This window comes from Microbacterium xanthum, assembly GCF_034531355.1.
GTDB classification, from domain to species: Bacteria; Actinomycetota; Actinomycetes; order Actinomycetales; family Microbacteriaceae; genus Microbacterium; species Microbacterium xanthum.
Window position 1 is genome coordinate 465,700 of record NZ_JAWHUE010000002.1, and the last position, 16,814, is coordinate 482,513.

Annotated in this window: 15 protein-coding genes; 8 read left to right on the forward strand and 7 right to left on the reverse strand. The window is 71.8% G+C overall.

Annotated features, from left to right (window positions below):
* Positions 1 to 120 precede the first annotated feature (120 nt).
* Genes RZO50_RS07760 through RZO50_RS07785 form a run of 6 tightly spaced genes read right to left on the reverse strand, consistent with a single transcriptional unit; the run spans position 121 to position 6,300 of the window.
* Positions 121 to 1,176, reverse strand: coding sequence for a glycosyltransferase family 4 protein (locus tag RZO50_RS07760; RefSeq protein ID WP_322599137.1), 1,056 nt, complete (start codon positions 1,174 to 1,176; stop codon positions 121 to 123).
* The gene (locus tag RZO50_RS07765; RefSeq protein WP_322599138.1) at positions 1,173 to 2,750 is read right to left on the reverse strand and encodes an ABC transporter permease; all 1,578 of its coding nucleotides are present in this window, start codon (positions 2,748 to 2,750) and stop codon (positions 1,173 to 1,175) included. The genes RZO50_RS07760 and RZO50_RS07765 overlap by 4 nt, the downstream gene beginning before the upstream one ends.
* An 11-nt stretch (positions 2,751 to 2,761) precedes the next feature.
* Positions 2,762 to 3,556, reverse strand: a complete 795-nt coding sequence (locus RZO50_RS07770; protein WP_463605618.1) for an ABC transporter ATP-binding protein — start codon at positions 3,554 to 3,556, stop codon at positions 2,762 to 2,764.
* Positions 3,546 to 4,562 carry an ABC transporter substrate-binding protein gene (locus RZO50_RS07775; RefSeq protein WP_322599140.1) on the reverse strand — a complete coding sequence of 339 codons (1,017 nt, stop codon included), beginning with the start codon at positions 4,560 to 4,562 and terminating at the stop codon, positions 3,546 to 3,548. The genes RZO50_RS07770 and RZO50_RS07775 overlap by 11 nt, the downstream gene beginning before the upstream one ends.
* A complete protein-coding gene (locus RZO50_RS07780; protein ID WP_322599141.1) occupies positions 4,559 to 5,557 on the reverse strand; it encodes a lysylphosphatidylglycerol synthase transmembrane domain-containing protein in 999 nt (332 codons plus the stop codon). Before RZO50_RS07780 ends, RZO50_RS07775 begins: the two co-directional genes overlap by 4 nt.
* Entirely contained in the window at positions 5,554 to 6,300 is a 747-nt protein-coding gene (locus tag RZO50_RS07785; protein WP_322599142.1) for a CDP-alcohol phosphatidyltransferase family protein, read from the reverse strand. The genes RZO50_RS07780 and RZO50_RS07785 overlap by 4 nt, the downstream gene beginning before the upstream one ends.
* Before the next feature lie 114 nt (positions 6,301 to 6,414).
* Here RZO50_RS07785 and RZO50_RS07790 point away from each other — a divergent pair, with 114 nt between their 5' ends.
* Entirely contained in the window at positions 6,415 to 7,161 is a 747-nt protein-coding gene (locus RZO50_RS07790) for a hypothetical protein (RefSeq protein ID WP_322599143.1), read from the forward strand.
* A gap of 12 nt (positions 7,162 to 7,173) precedes the next feature.
* Here the strand turns inward: RZO50_RS07790 and RZO50_RS07795 are convergent, their stop codons facing one another.
* The gene (locus RZO50_RS07795) at positions 7,174 to 7,578 is read right to left on the reverse strand and encodes a YccF domain-containing protein (protein WP_322599144.1); all 405 of its coding nucleotides are present in this window, start codon (positions 7,576 to 7,578) and stop codon (positions 7,174 to 7,176) included.
* A 418-nt stretch (positions 7,579 to 7,996) separates the two neighbouring features.
* On the opposite strand from RZO50_RS07795, the gene RZO50_RS07800 reads away from it, so the two are divergent.
* From RZO50_RS07800 to RZO50_RS07830, 7 genes are all read left to right on the forward strand, one after another.
* Positions 7,997 to 8,557, forward strand: a complete 561-nt coding sequence (locus RZO50_RS07800; protein WP_322599145.1) for a response regulator — start codon at positions 7,997 to 7,999, stop codon at positions 8,555 to 8,557.
* 1 nt (position 8,558) lies between these two features.
* Complete coding sequence (locus tag RZO50_RS07805) at positions 8,559 to 10,595, forward strand: ATP-binding protein (protein ID WP_322599146.1); 2,037 nt, start codon at positions 8,559 to 8,561, stop codon at positions 10,593 to 10,595.
* A 9-nt stretch (positions 10,596 to 10,604) separates the two neighbouring features.
* The gene (locus RZO50_RS07810) at positions 10,605 to 11,483 is read left to right on the forward strand and encodes a CHAD domain-containing protein (RefSeq protein WP_322599147.1); all 879 of its coding nucleotides are present in this window, start codon (positions 10,605 to 10,607) and stop codon (positions 11,481 to 11,483) included.
* A gap of 42 nt (positions 11,484 to 11,525) precedes the next feature.
* Complete coding sequence (locus tag RZO50_RS07815; RefSeq protein WP_322599148.1) at positions 11,526 to 13,997, forward strand: ATP-dependent helicase; 2,472 nt, start codon at positions 11,526 to 11,528, stop codon at positions 13,995 to 13,997.
* A 52-nt stretch (positions 13,998 to 14,049) separates the two neighbouring features.
* Positions 14,050 to 15,159 carry an SseB family protein gene (locus tag RZO50_RS07820; protein WP_322599149.1) on the forward strand — a complete coding sequence of 370 codons (1,110 nt, stop codon included), beginning with the start codon at positions 14,050 to 14,052 and terminating at the stop codon, positions 15,157 to 15,159.
* Positions 15,160 to 15,274: 115 nt separating this feature from the next.
* Positions 15,275 to 16,306, forward strand: coding sequence for a non-homologous end-joining DNA ligase (gene ligD, locus RZO50_RS07825; RefSeq protein ID WP_322599150.1), 1,032 nt, complete (start codon positions 15,275 to 15,277; stop codon positions 16,304 to 16,306).
* 34 nt (positions 16,307 to 16,340) lie between these two features.
* Complete coding sequence (locus RZO50_RS07830; RefSeq protein WP_322599151.1) at positions 16,341 to 16,814, forward strand: nitroreductase family deazaflavin-dependent oxidoreductase; 474 nt, start codon at positions 16,341 to 16,343, stop codon at positions 16,812 to 16,814.

The window sequence follows — 16,814 nt, forward strand, 5'->3', positions numbered from 1 at the left end:
GCCCCCCGACCCGCCCCCCCCGATGTCGGAGATGCGGCCCGATGTCGGAGGATTCGGGCTGGATTCTCCGACATCGGCGAGACTCTCCGACATCGCGCGGGAAGGGCGGCAGGCCCTGGCTCAGGTGGGCGAGACGTGTTCCAGGACGCGTCGGGCCGTCTCGGCCGTATCGCGCCACGTGGGAAGGCCGTGGCCGGCGCGGGCGGCAGCCTCGGCCATCGCGTCGCGCCGTGCGGGGTCGGTGAGCAGCAGCCGCAGGCCGGCGGCGAAGGCGGTGGGGTCCTCGGGAGCGACCAGCAGGCCCGCGTCGGCGGGCACGGTGTCGGGGACGGCCCCGACCCGGCAGGACACGATCGGCAAGCCGTGCGCGAGGGCCTCGTCGAAGACCAGCCCGTAGCCCTCGTACCGCGTGGCGAGGGCGAAGACGCTCGCGGCGCGGGCCAGGCGGTCGCGTTCGGCATCGCGGATGCCACCGGCCAGTCGGACGCGATCGGCGAGGCCGAGTTCGTCGCGCAGACGGGCGAGCTCCGCGGTATGAGAGCGGTCGTATTCCGTTCCGGCGATGACGGCGCGGAACTCCACGTCGTCGAGCAGGGCGAGGGCCCGGAGCAGCACGTCGTGACCCTTGCGGGGGTGCTGGATCCCCACCGACAGGATCAGCGGCGGGCCCGGCTCCGAGGCGCCGAGCGTGCCGGCGGGAACCGGGTCGGTGCCCGGGCGCGCGACGGTGATGCGACGCGGATCCGCATCATATTCCGCGATGAGGATGCGTCGGGTGTGGGGGCTCGGGACGAGGACCGCGTCCGCACGGTGGAGGTTCGCACGCTCGGTGTCGTAGAGGGCGCGGCGACGTTCGGGGGAGAGTCCTTCCTCGCGCGCGAGCGGATGGTGCACCATCCCGATCACCGGGGCGGACACCGCCGTGAGCGCGGCCGGAGACAGCGCGCCGAAGACGAACCCGTCGAGGATGAGCGGCACGTCCGCGGGGACGGCGGACAGCGCGGAGCGCGCGTGAGCCTCGTCGGCCGCGGTCGGGTCCGGGAACGACCCGCCGAGCCGGATGTGCCGGGTGGGCACGCCGATCTCGCGCAGGCCGTGCAGCAGGCGCTTCTCGTAGAGATACCCGCCGGTGACCGTGTCGAGGTCGCCGGGAACGGCGAACGCCGCCGACCTCACGTGCCCTGCTCCGGGGCGTAGATGCGCAGCACCCGCGCTTCGATCGCGCTCACCAGCGCGTAGCCGACCGCCGACAGTGCGGTCACGACGACCACCGCGCCCGCCAGCAGGTCGTAGCCCGACCGGGAAGCGGCCAACGCCATGAGGCTGCCGACGCCCGTGCCGAGGGCGAGCCACTCGACGACGGTCACGGCCAAGACGGCGGCGGGAACGCTCATGCGCGCGGCGGCGAAGAACGCCGGCAGCATCGCGGGGATGCGCACTCGGATCAGCTGCGTCAGCGGGGGTGCGGCGTAGGAGCGCAGCACATCCAGCGCCTGGCCGGGAGCTTGCCGCAGCCCCTCCAGGCTCGCGATGAGGGTGGGGAAGAACACCATGACCGCCACGAGGGCGACGCCCCCGACGACGCCGCGGCCGAGCAGGAGCACCACCAACGGGGCGGTGGTCACGATCGGGACGGCGCGCAGTGCGATCGCGAACGGCATCGACACCGCGGCGGCTCGTGGGGCGAGGGTGAGGGCGATCGCGAGCCCGGCCCCCGCGACCAGCCCCGCGAGGTAGCCCGGCAGGGCGAGGGCGGCGGTCTCGCCGACGGCGTCCAGGAGCGCGCCGACCACCGCGCCACCGTCGACGGTCCCCGACAGCACCACGGCGACATCCCACGGGGTGCGGGCGAAGAAAGGGGACAGCCCGATCGCCTGGATGCCGCCCCACCACAGCCCGAGGAGCACGGCGGTCGCGCCGAGGGCCGTCAGCAGGGCGTCCCGGGCGCGGTGTCGGGCGGACGCCCGGGCGCGGACCGGTGCGAGGATCAGAGCCGGGCGCCCGGTGTCCCATCGCCTGCCGACGGCGCCGATCGCCGCGTACGCGAGGACCGACACGGCGGTGGCGATCACCGCCAGTGCCCACGTCAGATCGACGTCGAGGTCGCGGGAGGCCCGGAGGGTCAGGACCCCCATGCCGCTTTCCGCTCCGGTGAACTCTCCCACCATGGCGCCGAGGAAGGCCGCGGGCGCGGCGATCTGGAGTCCGGCGATGAGGTACGGCGCCGCGGCCCGTGCGCGGACGACGCGCAGCTGCGTCCATCGTCCCCGCCCGTAGCTGCGCACGAGATCGAACCAGGCGGCCGGAGCTGCGCGTACGCCCACCAGGAGGGGGATCATGGTGGTGTAGTACACCGCGAGGGCCGCCAGGACGATCTGCGGCCCGTCGCCGGCGCCGAACACCACGCGCAGAACCGGCCCCGTGGCCACCAGCGGCAGGCAGAACACGACGAGCGCGACGGCGGTGATCACGCGCTCGGTGACCGGGAGCAGCACGGCGACTATGGCCAGCAGCATGGCGGCGAGGTTGCCGAGGACGAACCCGATCACGGCCGCGCGACCGGTCGTCACCAGCGCGCGCCACAGCAGGTCGGCGTCGGTCCACATCACCGCCGCGATCTCGGTCGGCGCCGCCAGGACGTAGGCGCCACCGAGGGCGCGGGCGGCCAGTTCCCAGACGACGAGCGAGGCCGCCGCAGCGACCAGCACCTCGCTGCGCCGGCGGCGCAGTGGCCGCTGGGGTGCGGACACGACCGGCGCCGTCACGATCGCGCGCCGGGTCCGGTCCGTCGCGACCGCGCGAGGGCGGCCGCGACCGTGTCCACCAGCGACGCGAAGTCGGGGCCGTGGGCCACGTCGTCGGTGCGAGGATGCGGGAGGGGCACCGCGATGTCGGCCACCACATGCGCGGGGCGAGGGCTCAGCACCACCACGCGGTCCGCGATGCGGACGGCCTCGCGGAGGGAATGGGTCACCAGCAGCGTCGTCGTGCCCCGGCGCCGCCAGAGCGGGGGCAGCTCGGCGACGAGGTCGCCGCGGGTGATCTCGTCCACCGCGCCGAACGGTTCATCCAGGAGCAGAAGACGCGGTGCGGTGACCAGCGCGCGCGCGATGGCGGCGCGTTGCCGCATGCCCCCCGACAGCGCCGCCGGCCGGGCGTCCTCGAACCCGCCCAGGCCTACGAGGCCGATCATCTCGGTGACCGCCGCGTCGTCGGCGGGGCGTCCTGCGAGCCGGCGGGCCAGCGCGACGTTACGGCGCACCGTCCGCCACGGCAGCAGCGACGGGTCTTGGAACGCGACGGCCAGCTCACCCCGCGCCGCGACGGCGCCGGGGGCGTCGCTCTCGATGCGCACCTCTCCGGACGTCGCCTCCTCGAGGCCGGCGATCATTCGCAGCAGTGTGGATTTGCCGCACCCCGAAGGGCCGACCAGGGCGGTGGTCAGGCCCGATCCGAGCTCCAGATCGATCGGGGCGAGCGCTTCGGTGCCGTCAGGATAGGTCTTCGCCGCGGCCCGGATCTGCACCCGGGGAGGCTTCGTCGGATCAGCCGCCATGCACCTGCTCCAGGATGGATCGATCCCACAGCGACGCGTCGACGTCTTGGCCGAGGAGGGCCAGGGTCTCGATGTTCCGCTGCACCGACTCGTCGGTCCACCAGGCGAACCCGTTGCGGTCGGTGGTCTCCGAGAACATCAGGGGGACCTGCCGCTCGGCCTGCAGCTGCTGAGTCTGCAGGTCCAATCCCGCATCCGGGAACATCTCGACCGTGAGGGCGGCGGCCGCGTCGGTATCGTCGCGGTAGGCATCCCAGCCGCGCACCTCGCCGCTCATCAGCGCGACGAGATCGTCGCGGCGTTCGGCGAGGGACTGTTCGGTGGCGATGTAGGTCTGCGAGTGCAGCTCGTAGCCGTGGTCGGCCATGAGCATCGTCACGCTCTCGACGCCCTGTACGGCCATCGCGACCGGAAGATCGGTCTCCCAGCACAGCAGGCAGTCCACCTCACCGGCCAGGAGAGGCTGCGCGGAGTACTGCGTGGGGACGACTTCGATGGCGTCGATGTCGACGCCGTTGAGGGTGCACAGCGTCTCGAGGACGGGCGTGTTCGCGGTGGCCATGCCGATGCGCATCCCCTCGAGGTCGGCGGGGACGTTCACGGGGCGCTCCGGGAGGGAGGCGATGACGAACGGGTTCTTCTGCATCGCCACGCCGATGATCTTGAACGGCGCACCTTCGGCGACCGCCGCGGCCGTGTAGTCGGCGGCCGAGACCCCGACCAGCGCCGTGCCTGCCACGACCGGCGGTTCGACCGGTGCGTTCGGCCCTCCCTGGAGGAGGTCGACCTGCAGGCCCGCGTCGCGCCACCAGCCGCGGTCCGATGCGAGGTAGCTGCCGCCGAATTGGACGGAGTGCAACCACGACAGCTGCAAGGTCGCGGCCCGTGTCGCGGCGGCGTCGTCGGTGCGCCCGGGCACACCGCAGGCGGCGCCGACCAGGCCGACGGCGCCGACCAGGCCCGCGCCGAGAAGCGTCCGGCGGGTGAAGAGCAGTCTGTCGTTCATGGCGAATCCTCCGGCAGGGGTCGAGGCGGGTGGGATGCGTGGGGGAGCGGCGGGCGGTGGCGCGAGGTCCAGAGCGTGAGCAGTCCGGGCAGGGTCGCCACGAGGGCGACGAGCCCGAAGGCGACGCTGGAGGCGAGGGCCTGAGCGCCGGTGAGACCCGCGGCGGGGAGGACGCTGACGGCGGCCGTCTCGCGGACGCCCCAGCCTCCGATCGAGATCGGCAGCACCATCGAGATCAGGATGAGCGGCACGAGCGTCACGAGCGCGCCGGCGGGAAGGGGCGCACCGACGGCGATGGTGCAGCATCCGTAGGCGATCAGCAGACACGCGACGGCGGCCAGGCTCAGCCCGGCTTGAGCGGGCAGGACCCGCCGCGACAGGGCGCTCAGGTGGAGTCCCCGCGCGACACGCGCGGCCCACGAGCCCGGTCGGCGAGCGGCGACGATCCCCGCGGCGAAGACGCCGGCGCCGATGACGGACGCGACGGCGAGGGCCACGGCGACGCCGGTGAGCCAGCCATCGGGGAGGCGGAAGCCGGCGGGGGTGAGGAGCGTCGCGATCACGCCGCCGGTGAACACCGTCACGAGTGCGACCTGGCCGACGCCGCGCTCGACGGCCACGGCGCCCGTGGAGACGCGGAGGCTCGCACGGTGGCGAGAGCGCGCAGCGCGCCCGACGTCGCCGAGCACGCCGCCGGGCAGGGCGGAGTTGATCAGTTGCGCGAGGAAGTACTCCTCGACCGCGGTGCGGGCCGACAGGTGCAGGCCCAGGGGTGCGGCGGTCACTTTCCACCGCCATGCCACCAGCAGGGTGTGGGCGATCACGAGAGCGACTGCCGCGGCCAGCCACCGCGGATCGGCGGAGGCGAGGAGGGCGAGCGCGTCGGCACCGTCCACCAGCCGCCACAGCAGCACGAGCAACAGGATCGTGACGCCGGCCTGAGCGAGCCGGACCCACCTGGCGCGGGTGCCCGCCGGGGTGTGCGGGGCGCTCACGATGCGGCTCTGCGCAGCGCGAGGATGTCGACGCCGAACGACCAGGCGAGCGCCGCGGTCGTCGCCGCCACGATGATGAGCGCGGTCCACACGGGCAGGCCGGGCAGCTGCAGAACGAGGAGCGCGATCAGCTGGAGGACGCAGATCACTTTGCGGCTGGTGCGGGGCGCGAGGTCGCCGTTCAGCCAGGGCGCGAGGGCTGCCGCGGCCCCGAAGAGATAGCGAGGGACCCCGAGGGCGAGCGCCGCGAGACCGGCGGGACCGGTCGACGCCAAGAGGGCGAGGACGAGCCCGAAGGCGGAGTCGACCTCCATGTCGAACGCCGCGCCGAAGCGGGAGGACAGGCGCTGGGTGCGAGCCAGGTGGCCGTCCACGCCGTCGAGCGCGAGGGCGACGACTCCGAGCGCGATCACCGTCGCGGGGCGCTCGGACCCGCCGAAGAGGACGGCGGCCAACAGGGCGACCAGGCCCAGCCGCGCGAGGGTGACGACGTTCGCCGCGCCGATCCGGGGGTGCGGGTGTCCCGCGCCGATCGTCGTGACCGCCACGGCCAGCGCGCCGGCGAGGAGCGCGACGGCGACGGTGATGGCCGGTGCGGGGAGCCGCATCGAGGCGGCGACCACGACGACGGTGGCCGCGCACGCCGCCGACCACCCGGCGAACCGCAGCGTGAGCGACCGCGTCGCACGCACGCGGGACGCACGTGCGTGTCGAGGTGCGCGCAGGCGGCCGGCAGTGGTCATGTCGGCACGCTAGCAACGCGGACCCGCTTCGTCGCCGGTCATGACGGCGGCGGGGTCGCTGTGGTAGAGACCACGTCGTCGAGAGCGCGCGTGCGGATCGACTAACGTGATCACATGACGACGGCGGCGCGGCGAGGAACCCTCGCCGTGGTCACCTTCCTCCTCCTGCTGGCGATCGGGACGGTGCTCGCCCTGGTCGTCCCCGAGCAGGATCTGCGGCGCTGGGCCGGTGCGCTCGAGCAGGCCTCGTTCGATCCGATCACCCCCGCCGAGCGCGCCGATCGGGATGTCGCGATGGCGTGGGTGGCCCGTGTCCTGCTGGGGTTGGCGGCGGCGTGGCTGGTGATCGGGATGCTTGCGGCACGCACACGCCTGGTCCGGCGCCCCGGTGCGGCGGCCGCGCGATCGACGTGGCTGTCCTCGACCCGTCCGTGGCGCGCCCGCGAGTCCACACTCGGAATGCTGCCGCTGGATCGCCGACTCACGTTCGGGGTGCCGGCGGCGCTGGTGGTGGGGACGAGCGTGGTGCAGGCGTCCTTCCTGGCGGTGACCGAGCTCGTCGTCACCGTCCTGGCCTGGGGTGCGGTGGCGGTGGTGCTGCGCCTGTCGGCATGGCGGAGATCGCCCTGGCCGGTGTTCGCGGCGGCGGGCGGCGCGCTGGTGGGGCGTTGTGTCGTGATCCTCGCGGCCATGTCGGTGGCCGGCCCCGGAGGGTTCTGGGCGACGGTGTGGGCGAGTCCGGTCTTGCGCACGCTCTACGTCGCGGCGGTGTTCGCCCTGTTCGTGTGGGTGTTCGTCGCCGCCGGCTGGGCCCTCGCGACGCAACGCCAGCGACCGCCCCGGGGGACTGCCGCGCGCTGACCGCGCGGGATGTCAGGCGCGCACGAGCGGCACGGCCCGGGTTTCGTCGACGTCGACGATGTCCTTGCCCAGCGGCATCAGTGAGATCGGGACGAGCTTGAAGCTGGCGATCCCGAGGGGGATGCCGATGATCGTCAGACACATCGCGATCCCCGTGGTGATGTGTCCGATGGCGAGCCAGATCCCGGCGAAGACGACCCAGATGACGTTGCCGAGGAAGGACCCGACGCCGGCGCCGGGCTTGTCGATGATGGTGCGACCGAAGGGCCAGAGGGCGTAGAGCCCGACCCGGAAAGAGGCGATCGCCCACGGGATGGTGATGATCGGGATGCACAGCAGCACGCCGGCGAGAAGGTAGGCGAGGAACATCCAGAAGCCCGACAGCACGAGCCAGATGACGTTGAGGACGAAGCGCATGCATCCCATCCTGTCGTGCTCTTCGGGAAAACCTCTGGGAGCGACGCTATGAGGAGCTATAAAGTTATGTAGAGTGGAGGCGATCGCGACGGTCCTGACGGAAGGGGAGGGCGATGAGCCGAACTGCCGAACCCCCCAAGAGGCAGTCCTGCCGTCTCCGTCGCGTATCCGGCCGGGCGTGCGTGCGGCGCGCCCGGCCGTCCTTGTCGACACCGGCGCCCGATGCAACGCCCGGGCTCACGCCAGTCGAGCGCGCGGGGTCGAGTGCCCCCAGTCGAAGGACCGCCGCGCGCTCCTGGCCGACGCTCTCGCCGGCTTCCGACGCCCGGACATCGTCCGCGCGTCGAGGGGCGTCGGTGTCGACAAGCATCTATCCGCCCGCACCGTAAACCTTCATAAAGTCTTGTATCATCATCCTGTGCTCACCACCTCCGATCTCGTCGCCCGCATCCGCGGTGCGAACGGCGACACCCAGGAGGGTCTCGCGCGTCGCCTCGGCGTGTCCTATCCCACGATCAATTCCTGGGAGCGCGGCCGCAGCGAACCGCACCCCGCCCGCCGGCGCGAGCTGGAAGACCTCGCGGAGTCCCTCGGCATCCGCGCGGAGCTGTCGGTGCTCGTGATCGACGACGACCCGGTCACCGCCGAGATCGTGCGGGCGGCGACACGGCGCGTCGACGCGTCCGTGACCGTGGGCGCCGCGCTCGACGGCTGGGAGGGCCTCGTCGCCTGCGGTGCGCAACAGCCGCAGCTGCTCTTCCTCGACGTCATGATGCCGGGCATCGACGGCCTCGAGGTCGCACGGCGACTGCCCGCCATCGACGGGTTGGAGAAGATGCGCGTCGTCTTCGTCACCGCGTCGCAGAGCGCCGAGGTGCTGACCCGTGCGAAATCCCTCGGTCACTCGGTCTTGAACAAGCCGCTCGAATTCGATCAGCTCGCCCGGGTGATGACCGAGACCCTCGAGGCGTTGGACTGACGTGTCGCCCGTCGACTCCGCGGTGCTCGGCGACATCATCGCCGGGCTCCCCGTCGCCGTCTACCGGACGACCGTCGACGGCCGTTTCGTCGCCGGCAACGACGCGCTGGTCGAGCTGCTCGGCGCGGAGTCGTTCGACTCCCTCGCTGCCGTGAACGTGCGAGACCTGTACGCCGATCCCACCCGCCGGGAGTTCCTGCTCAATCGTGCGCTCGCCGGTGAGAGTGTGCCCGCCGAGCGGATCGAGCTGCGCCGACTGGACGGCACGCGGGTGTGGGTCCGCGTGCGCTCGCGCGCGGTGGCCGGAGAGGACGGTGCCGTGTCCTTCTTCGAGGGCGTCATGGAGGATGTGACCGACCTCACCCGCGCCGACCACGAGCTGACGCGGTCGAACGCACTCCTGCATGCCGTCACCTCGATGCAGACGGGCTTCTTGGCCGGAGACGCGCTCGCCGCATTGCTCGAAGACGTCCTGAAGGCGCTGATGGACTCGCTCGGTGCCGAGCACGGGATCATCGCCGACATGCGCGGCGATCAGGAGGCGCCGCACCTGCGCAGCTGGGCGACCTCGCGGTTCCACTGGGACCCTCGACAGGGTCGGCAGGTCCTTCCCGACGGCCGGTCGATGTGCGAGATCCCGATCGTCGGGAACCCCCTGGGCCTGGTGGTGAGCACGCGGGCTCCGTTGCTGTCGAACGACCCGCAGGCGGCGGCGTCCGGCGTGCCGGAGACGGTGCAGGAGCTCCGCAACATCGTCGCGGTGCCCATCGTCCGCGGCGGCTCCGTGTTCGGCGTGATCGCCCTCGCGAACGCGCCGGACGGGTTCGACGATTGGGCCATCGACTACCTCACCCCGTTGGCGGCGGCGGCGGGCAGTCTGATCGCCGCCACGGATGCCGAGCACGACCGTCGCGTCGCCGAACAGCGCGAGCGCGATGTCACCGAGCTGGCGCGCGCCATCTTCGCCCAAGCCGCCGACGCGATGCTGACCTTCGGTGACGACGGGGTGATCCAGGGGGCCAATGCCGCCGCGGCGCGCATGTTCGCGACCTCCCGGGAGGACCTCATCGGGTCCCCGCTGCGGCGCCTCCTGCCCGCGGGAACGGGACGCGAGTACCGGGAACGAACCATGGCGGCCCTGACGTCGGGTGAGGCGATCGACCTGTCGGTCCAGACCGTCGACGGCGCCGACGTCCAGGTCGAGGTGACCGTCGTGCGCTCGACCATCTCCGGCTCGCCCGTCACGGCGCTGATCGGTCGGGACATCGCAGCTCGTAAGGAGATCGAGGCGGAGCTGCGGCGTGCCAAGGACACCGCCGAGCGCACGGCACGCGCGAAAGACGACCTGCTGGCCGGCATGGGCCACGAGCTGCGGACGCCGCTGAACTCCGTCATCGGCCTGGCCTCCATCTTGGGTCGGGGGATCTACGGCGACCTCGACGAACGACAACGGGACGCCGTCGTGCGCATCGAGCGCAGTGGCCGGCACCTGCTGGGCGTCATCAACGACATCCTCGACGCCGCCAAGTCCGACGCGGAGGGACTGACCCTCGACGTGGCCGAGGTCGACCTCGTCGAGGCGGTGCACGAGGCGGCGTCGGTCGTGCGCGAACTGGCCGACCAGCGCGACCTCAGCCTCGTGGTGCGCACGCCCCCCGTGCTGCCGCGCATCACCGCCGATCGTCGGCGCGTGGTGCAGATGGTGATCAACCTGCTCGGCAACGCCGCGAAGTTCACCCCCGTCGGCGGGCGGATCGAGGTCACCGCCGAGCATCGGGGGGATGCGCTCGCGATCGTGGTGCGCGACAGCGGTATCGGCATCGCGCCCGATATGAGCGAGGCGGTCTTCGAGCCCTTCGTCCAGATCGACTCGTCACTGGCGCGGCAGCACACCGGGACCGGCCTCGGCCTGACTCTCACCCGCCGGATCGCGCGCGCCCACGGCGGCGATGTCACCTTGCGCAGCGCACTCGGCGAGGGGGCGGAGTTCACCGTGATGTTGCCGCTGGAGACCGCGGCGTCCTCGCCGCGCCCCTAGAGTGTGGGCATGTCCAGCCGGCCCGACCCCCGCGCGGGCGATCTCGTTTCCGACATCGTGCGCACCGCCGCTGCGGAGATGGAGTCGACGCACCGTCCCATGCTCGAAGACGTCCCGGACGGACTCCACCAGCACCGCACCCGCGTGCGGCGGCTTCGCAGCGTGCTCGCCGGTTTCCGCGGCTCGCTCGACGAGCCGGCGGTCGAAAGACTGCGCGTGCTCTATGCCGAGTGGGGTCGGCAACTCGGCGTGGCACGTGACGTCGAGGTACTCGCCGCCGCGGCCGAGAAGGCGCTCGAGGCGCGCGGCATCGCCGACGGTCCCGCCTTCGAGCGCCTCGTCGACGAGCCCCGGGCCGAGTACGCCCGCGCACACGCGCGCCTGGTCGAGATGAGCGATCTTCGTCGCGCCCGCGAGCGCGCGCGTCTGCTGGCCCACTTCGTCGGCGATCTCCGCGTGACGGACGCTGATTCCGACGCCGGCGTGCTGGTCTCGACGGTGCTCCGCCACGAAGCACGACGGGTGCGACGGCGCGCGCGCGAGCGTGACGGCACCGACGCGACGGTGCATGCCCTGAGGAAGGCCGGACGCCGCCTGCGGTACATCGCCGAGGCCGTGGCCGCGGCGGCCCCCGATCTGCACGCCGCGGAGGTGTCGGCGCTCGCCGAGGCGGGCGATGCCGTGCACGACCGCCTGGGCGCGTACCGCGACGCCCACACCTTCGCCGCCGCGGTCCGCCGTCACGCCGTGCTCGCGGGACGCGCGGGTGAACCCACGGACGTGTACGACGACATCGAACGGTCGACCCTCGAGGACATCGGGGCCGAGCCGCCGGCGCTGGCGGAGCCTCTCGCCCGCATCCGCGAAGCACGCCGCGCGCTGGGCTGACGCCGACGGCGTGTCGGCGGGGCGCCGTAGACTGGTGCGGCAATGACCGACGCCTCCGCGGCCGCCTCCGACGCGGCATCCGTCCCTCTCATCGTCGACCCCGACCACGGCCCCCGCTCCGGCGCGGACCGCGTCGATGCCGACCTCGTCGACGGGCTCAACCCGCCCCAGCGCGACGCCGTGACCTACCGGGGCAAGGCGCTGCTGATCGTCGCCGGAGCCGGCTCCGGCAAGACGCGCGTGCTGACCCACCGCATCGCGAGCCTGCTCCGCACGCGCGACGCGTGGCCGAGCCAGATCCTCGCCATCACCTTCACCAACAAGGCCGCCGGCGAGATGCGCGAGCGCGTCGAACAGCTCATCGGCGACCGGGCACGGGGCATGTGGATCTCCACCTTCCACTCGGCCTGCGTGCGCATCCTCCGCCGTGAGGCGGAGCAGTTCGGCTTCACCCGGTCGTTCACGATCTACGACTCGGGCGATTCGCGCGCACTGATCAAGCGGCTCGTCAAAGAGCACGAGGCCGACGCGTTCGGGCTCACCCCGGCAGCGGTGCAGTCCAAGATCTCCAAGCTCAAGAACGAGCTCGCCGACGCGGAGTCCTACGCGCGTCAGGCGAACATGAGCGACCCCGCCGAGCGCGTGTTCGTGGAGGTCTTCGGTGACTACCAGCGCTCGCTGCAGCGGGCGAACGCCTTCGACTTCGACGACCTCATCGCCCAGACCGTCTATCTCTTCCGGGCGTTCCCGAACGTCGCCGACACGTACCGGCGTCGGTTCCGGCACATCCTCGTCGACGAGTATCAGGACACCAACCACGCGCAGTACGCGCTGATCCACGAGCTCACCCGTCCGCCGGGCACCGACGCCGAACCTGTCGACGGCGGCGGGGGCCTGATGATCTGGGATGCGGAGCCGGACGAGGGCGACGCGGCGTCGCTGACGGTCGTGGGCGACTCCGACCAGTCGATCTACGCCTTCCGCGGCGCAGACATCCGGAACATCAGCGAGTTCGAGCGCGATTTCCCGGGCGCCAAGGTCGTGCTGCTCGAGCAGAACTACCGGTCGACGCAGAACATCCTCTCCGCCGCCAACGCCGTCATCGGCAACAACTTCGACCGCAAGGACAAGAAGTTGTGGACCGACGTCGGTGCCGGGGAGCGGATCGTCGGCTTCACCGGCTACTCGCAGCACGACGAGGCCCAGTTCGTCGCCGACGAGATCGAGCGGCTGCACCGCGACGGTGTCGACTACTCCCAGATCGCTGTGTTCTACCGCACCAACAGTCAGTCGCGGGCGCTCGAGGAGATCTTCATCCGCTCCGCGCTGCCGTACAAGATCATGGGCGGCACCAAGTTCTACGAGCGTGCCGAGATCAAGGACGCCCTGGCCTACCTGATCGCCGTGGCCAATCCCGCCGACGAGATGGCGGTGCGGCGCATCCTCAACAAGCCCCGTCGCGGCATCGGCGACGTCACCGAGACGGCGATCGCCCGCTATGCCGCCGACGAACAGATCACCTTCCGCGACGCGCTCGCCAACTCCTCTGCACTCGGGGTGGGGCCGAAGATCCAGGCGGCGATCGCGCAGCTCGATGCCGTGATCGCCGAGGCCACCGACCTCATGCTGCCGCGATCGGGCGAGATCCCGTCGCCGACCGTCGTCGCCGAAGGGCTGCAGCTGCTCCTGAACAAGAGCGGCTATTCCGATGCGCTGCGCGCCAGCCGTGACCCGCAGGACGAGGCGCGCCTGGAGAACCTCGACGAGCTCGTCGCCGTGGCGCGCGAATTCGCGCGCAACAACCCGGAAGGGACCGTCATCGACTTCCTCACCGAAGTCGCGCTCGTGGCCGACGCCGACGACCTCGACGACGCCTCGGGGTCGGTGTCGCTCATGACGCTGCACACCGCGAAGGGGCTCGAGTACGACGCGGTCTTCGTCACCGGCGTGGAGGAAGACCTCATTCCGCACCGCATCTCGGCGGGAGAGCCGGGCGGGCCCCAGGAGGAGCGTCGGCTCTTCTACGTCGGCATCACCCGCGCGCGCAAGCGCCTCTACCTCTCGCTGGCGATGACGCGCGCGCAGTTCGGCGAGGTGACCGTCGCCATGCCGAGCCGCTTCCTGCAGGAGATCCCGGCCGAGCTGCTCCACTGGCGACAATCGCCGGGAGACGTCAACTCCCGCGGAGGAACGCGTTCGCGCGCGCTGAACGCTCGCGGCGGCTCGCCCCGGGGAGGGGGCGGCGGTCGCTACGGCGACGACCTCGTCCCGTTGGGGCGACGCGAGCCCAAGCCGGGCCTGGAGAAGTTCACCAATCGCATTCCGGCGAAGGTTCGCGACAACGGCGACATGGCGCTCGCCCCCGGTGATCGGATCCGCCACGACGACTTCGGGGAGGGACGCGTCGACACGATCACCGGCGAGGGCGCCAAGCGCGTCGCGCACGTGCGTTTCGACGGTGCCGGGTCGAAGAAGCTGCTGGTCAAGATCGCGCCGATCGAGAAGATCGGCTGAGGGTACGCCGCATCGGGTGGTTCGCCGGCGGTCACGGGCTAGGCTCGAAGTGATGGCTTTCTTCTCCCGCCGCAAGCGCGAAGACCCCCAGCCCGATCGCTCCCGTGAGGGAGCGTCCGAGCCCACGGAGTCGACGGACGCCCCGACCGACGCTGACGTCGCCTCGACCGCAGAGGCCGATGCGGCCGCTGCGCAGGCCGCCGCATCCATGAACATCTCGACGTCGGCGTTCCGCGGGCTGGGTGGCGGCCCGGCGAGACCGTCGACGCCGCGGGCATCCGATGCCTCCTCGTCGATGGTCGCGGATGCCGAGGCCGCCGCGGGATCGAAACCGGCCGGCGACGCCGCGCCCCGGTCGGCCTCGGGCGGACCGGTGCGCGCCGAGTCGATCCCGGGTGTGCGCGACAACGTGCCGGTGCGCGAGGCCATCAAGAAGCTGCCCGACGCCGCACCGGCCGACGGGCTGATGGATGTCGCGCGCCAGCTGTTGCAGGGGCACCTTTTCCTGCGGGTCAAGGGCGACGCGCGCGCCCTGCTGTCCGAGGGGAAGAGCCTGCCGCTGGCGGTCACCAAGATCGGCGACAAGCAGTTCGTCCTCGCTTACAGCAGTGGGGCGGCCCTGCAGAAGAGCCTCGCCGCCGACAACGATGCGCAGACCTCCGCGGTCGGGCAGCCCGTGCCGGCGGTTCTGAAGTACGTCCTCGGCGGCTCCTACGCGGGCCTGATCATCGATCCGGCATCGGCGCCCGCTCGCGCCGTCGTGCCGCGCGAGCTGATCGAGAAGATGCTCGAGCAGGCCGATGAGAAGCTGGCGGTCAAGACCCTGCTGTCGACTCCGCGCACCGAGACCACTGCCGATGCGGTCGTCGAGGCCATCCCGGATGCGCGGCTGTGGGTGGCCGTGGGTAAGGCAGCCGATGGCGAGAAGATGGGCATCGCCCAGGGCCGAGCCGACGACGGCACCCGCTACCTCGAGGTCTTCACCCATCCCCTCGAAGTGGCGGCGATGAAGCGCAACGATCAGCCCGCGCCGATCACCGCCGCCCAACTGGCCGGGGCCCTCACCGCCGACCCCGAGATCGGTGGTGTCGTGATCGACCCCGCCGGCCCGTGGATCCGGCTCAGCCGCGAGCAGCTCGCGCCGGTGATCGCACTCGCCTGACCGCACCCGAAACCACCCCTTCTCGTCGAGACCACCCCGAATCCGCCTCGTGTCGGGGTGGTTTCGTCGCATCCTGGTGGTTTCGGGGATGCGGTGCGCGGCCTAGGGTCGGGATATGGCGTCCGAGCGCATCACCCTGACCGTTCCCGGACCGGACGGCGGCGGCGACCGCGAAGTCGGGCTGTCCAGTCCTCGCCGCGTGCTGTGGCCGGATGAAGGGATCACCAAGCGCGACCTGGCCGAGTACGTGGTCGCCGTCGCCGGGCCGTTCCTCGCCGCGAACGGCGGACGCCCCGTCTCGCTCGAACGCTTCCCCGACGGCATCGACGGTGAGCGGTTCTACTCCAAGAATCCGCCCAGAGGGGCGCCGGGGTTCGTCGAAGCGGTGACCGTCACCTACAACAGTGGGCGTCGGCATCCGCAACTCGTGCTCACCGAAGCGGCTGCCGCCGTGTGGGCGGTCCAGATGAACACCGTCGTGTTCCACCCGTGGGCCTCTCTCGCGGCCGATACCGACCGGCCGGTCGAGCTGCGCATCGACCTCGATCCGCACGGGGCGACGGACTTCGACGATGCCGCGGCGGTGGCGCCCGAGCTTCGCGCGGTGCTCCGGGACGCGGGGCTGGAGCCCTGCGTGAAGACCAGCGGCAGCCGGGGACTGCACGTGTTCTGCCCGATCGAGCCGACCCACGAGTTCCTCGACGTCCGACACGCCGTCATCGCCGTCGGCCGCGAGCTCGAGCGTCGCCTCCCCGATCGGGTCACCACGGCGTGGTGGAAGGAGGAGCGCGGCGATCGGGTGTTCGTCGACTTCAACCAGGCCAATCGCGACCGCACGATGGCCGGTGCCTACAGCCCTCGTGCGCTGCCCGGCGCACCGGTGTCGACGCCGATCGCGTGGGACGAGCTCGAGGCGGGGGTCGACCCGGCCGCGTTCACGGTCCGGAGCATCCCGGAGCGGCTCGAGTCCGTCGGTGATCCGTGGGCGGACTTCGCCGCACGGCCCGGACGGATCGACACCCTCCTGGAGTGGTGGGCACGCGACCTCGACGCGGGTCTGGGCGAGCTGCCGTTCCCACCCGACTTCCCGAAGATGCCGGGTGAGCCGCCCCGCGTGCAGCCCAGTCGCGCGAAGAAGGACGGTTAGGCTCGACGCGACACCGCCCGCGGGAGGAACCGTCTTGATCGCTGCCGATGCGCCCCTGCTCGACCGCGTCTTCGCACGCCTGCTCGCCACGCCGCGGCTGATGAGGCTGCCGATCCCGATGTACCGTCACGGGTTCGGGTGGATGCTCGGGGACCGCTTCGTCATGATCGAACACCTCGGGCGCTCCAGCGGCGAGCCGCGCTTCGTCGTCGTCGAGATCATCTCGCGCGATCGCAACGTGATCCGGGTCGCCTCGGGGTTCGGCACCCGGTCGCAGTGGTACAGAAACCTCGTCGCGAACGGCGTCGCGTACCTGTCCACCGGGAGGGCTCGCCGCGTTCCGGCGCGCGTGCGCATCCTGTCCGCAGCGGAATCCGACCGTGTGCTGGCCGCGTACGCGCGGGCGAACCCCACCGCCTGGAAGCACCTCAAGGGCGCGATGGACAGCATCGCCGGCGGTGACGCGGTGATCCCCGTGATCGAGTTCACCCCGCCGCGAGCCGGGTGA

What these genes read in the sequence shown, in the direction of transcription:
- RZO50_RS07785 (WP_322599142.1), bottom strand. Translation starts at nt 6,300, where the DNA reads ATGACCACTGCCGGCCGCCTGCGCGCACCTCGACACGCACGTGCGTCC.
- RZO50_RS07790 (WP_322599143.1), top strand. Translation starts at nt 6,415, where the DNA reads ATGACGACGGCGGCGCGGCGAGGAACCCTCGCCGTGGTCACCTTCCTC.
- RZO50_RS07770 (WP_463605618.1), bottom strand. Translation starts at nt 3,556, where the DNA reads ATGGCGGCTGATCCGACGAAGCCTCCCCGGGTGCAGATCCGGGCCGCG.
- RZO50_RS07795 (WP_322599144.1), bottom strand. Translation starts at nt 7,578, where the DNA reads ATGCGCTTCGTCCTCAACGTCATCTGGCTCGTGCTGTCGGGCTTCTGG.
- RZO50_RS07810 (WP_322599147.1), top strand. Translation starts at nt 10,605, where the DNA reads ATGTCCAGCCGGCCCGACCCCCGCGCGGGCGATCTCGTTTCCGACATC.
- RZO50_RS07775 (WP_322599140.1), bottom strand. Translation starts at nt 4,562, where the DNA reads ATGAACGACAGACTGCTCTTCACCCGCCGGACGCTTCTCGGCGCGGGC.
- RZO50_RS07820 (WP_322599149.1), top strand. Translation starts at nt 14,050, where the DNA reads ATGGCTTTCTTCTCCCGCCGCAAGCGCGAAGACCCCCAGCCCGATCGC.
- ligD (WP_322599150.1), top strand. Translation starts at nt 15,275, where the DNA reads ATGGCGTCCGAGCGCATCACCCTGACCGTTCCCGGACCGGACGGCGGC.
- RZO50_RS07815 (WP_322599148.1), top strand. Translation starts at nt 11,526, where the DNA reads ATGACCGACGCCTCCGCGGCCGCCTCCGACGCGGCATCCGTCCCTCTC.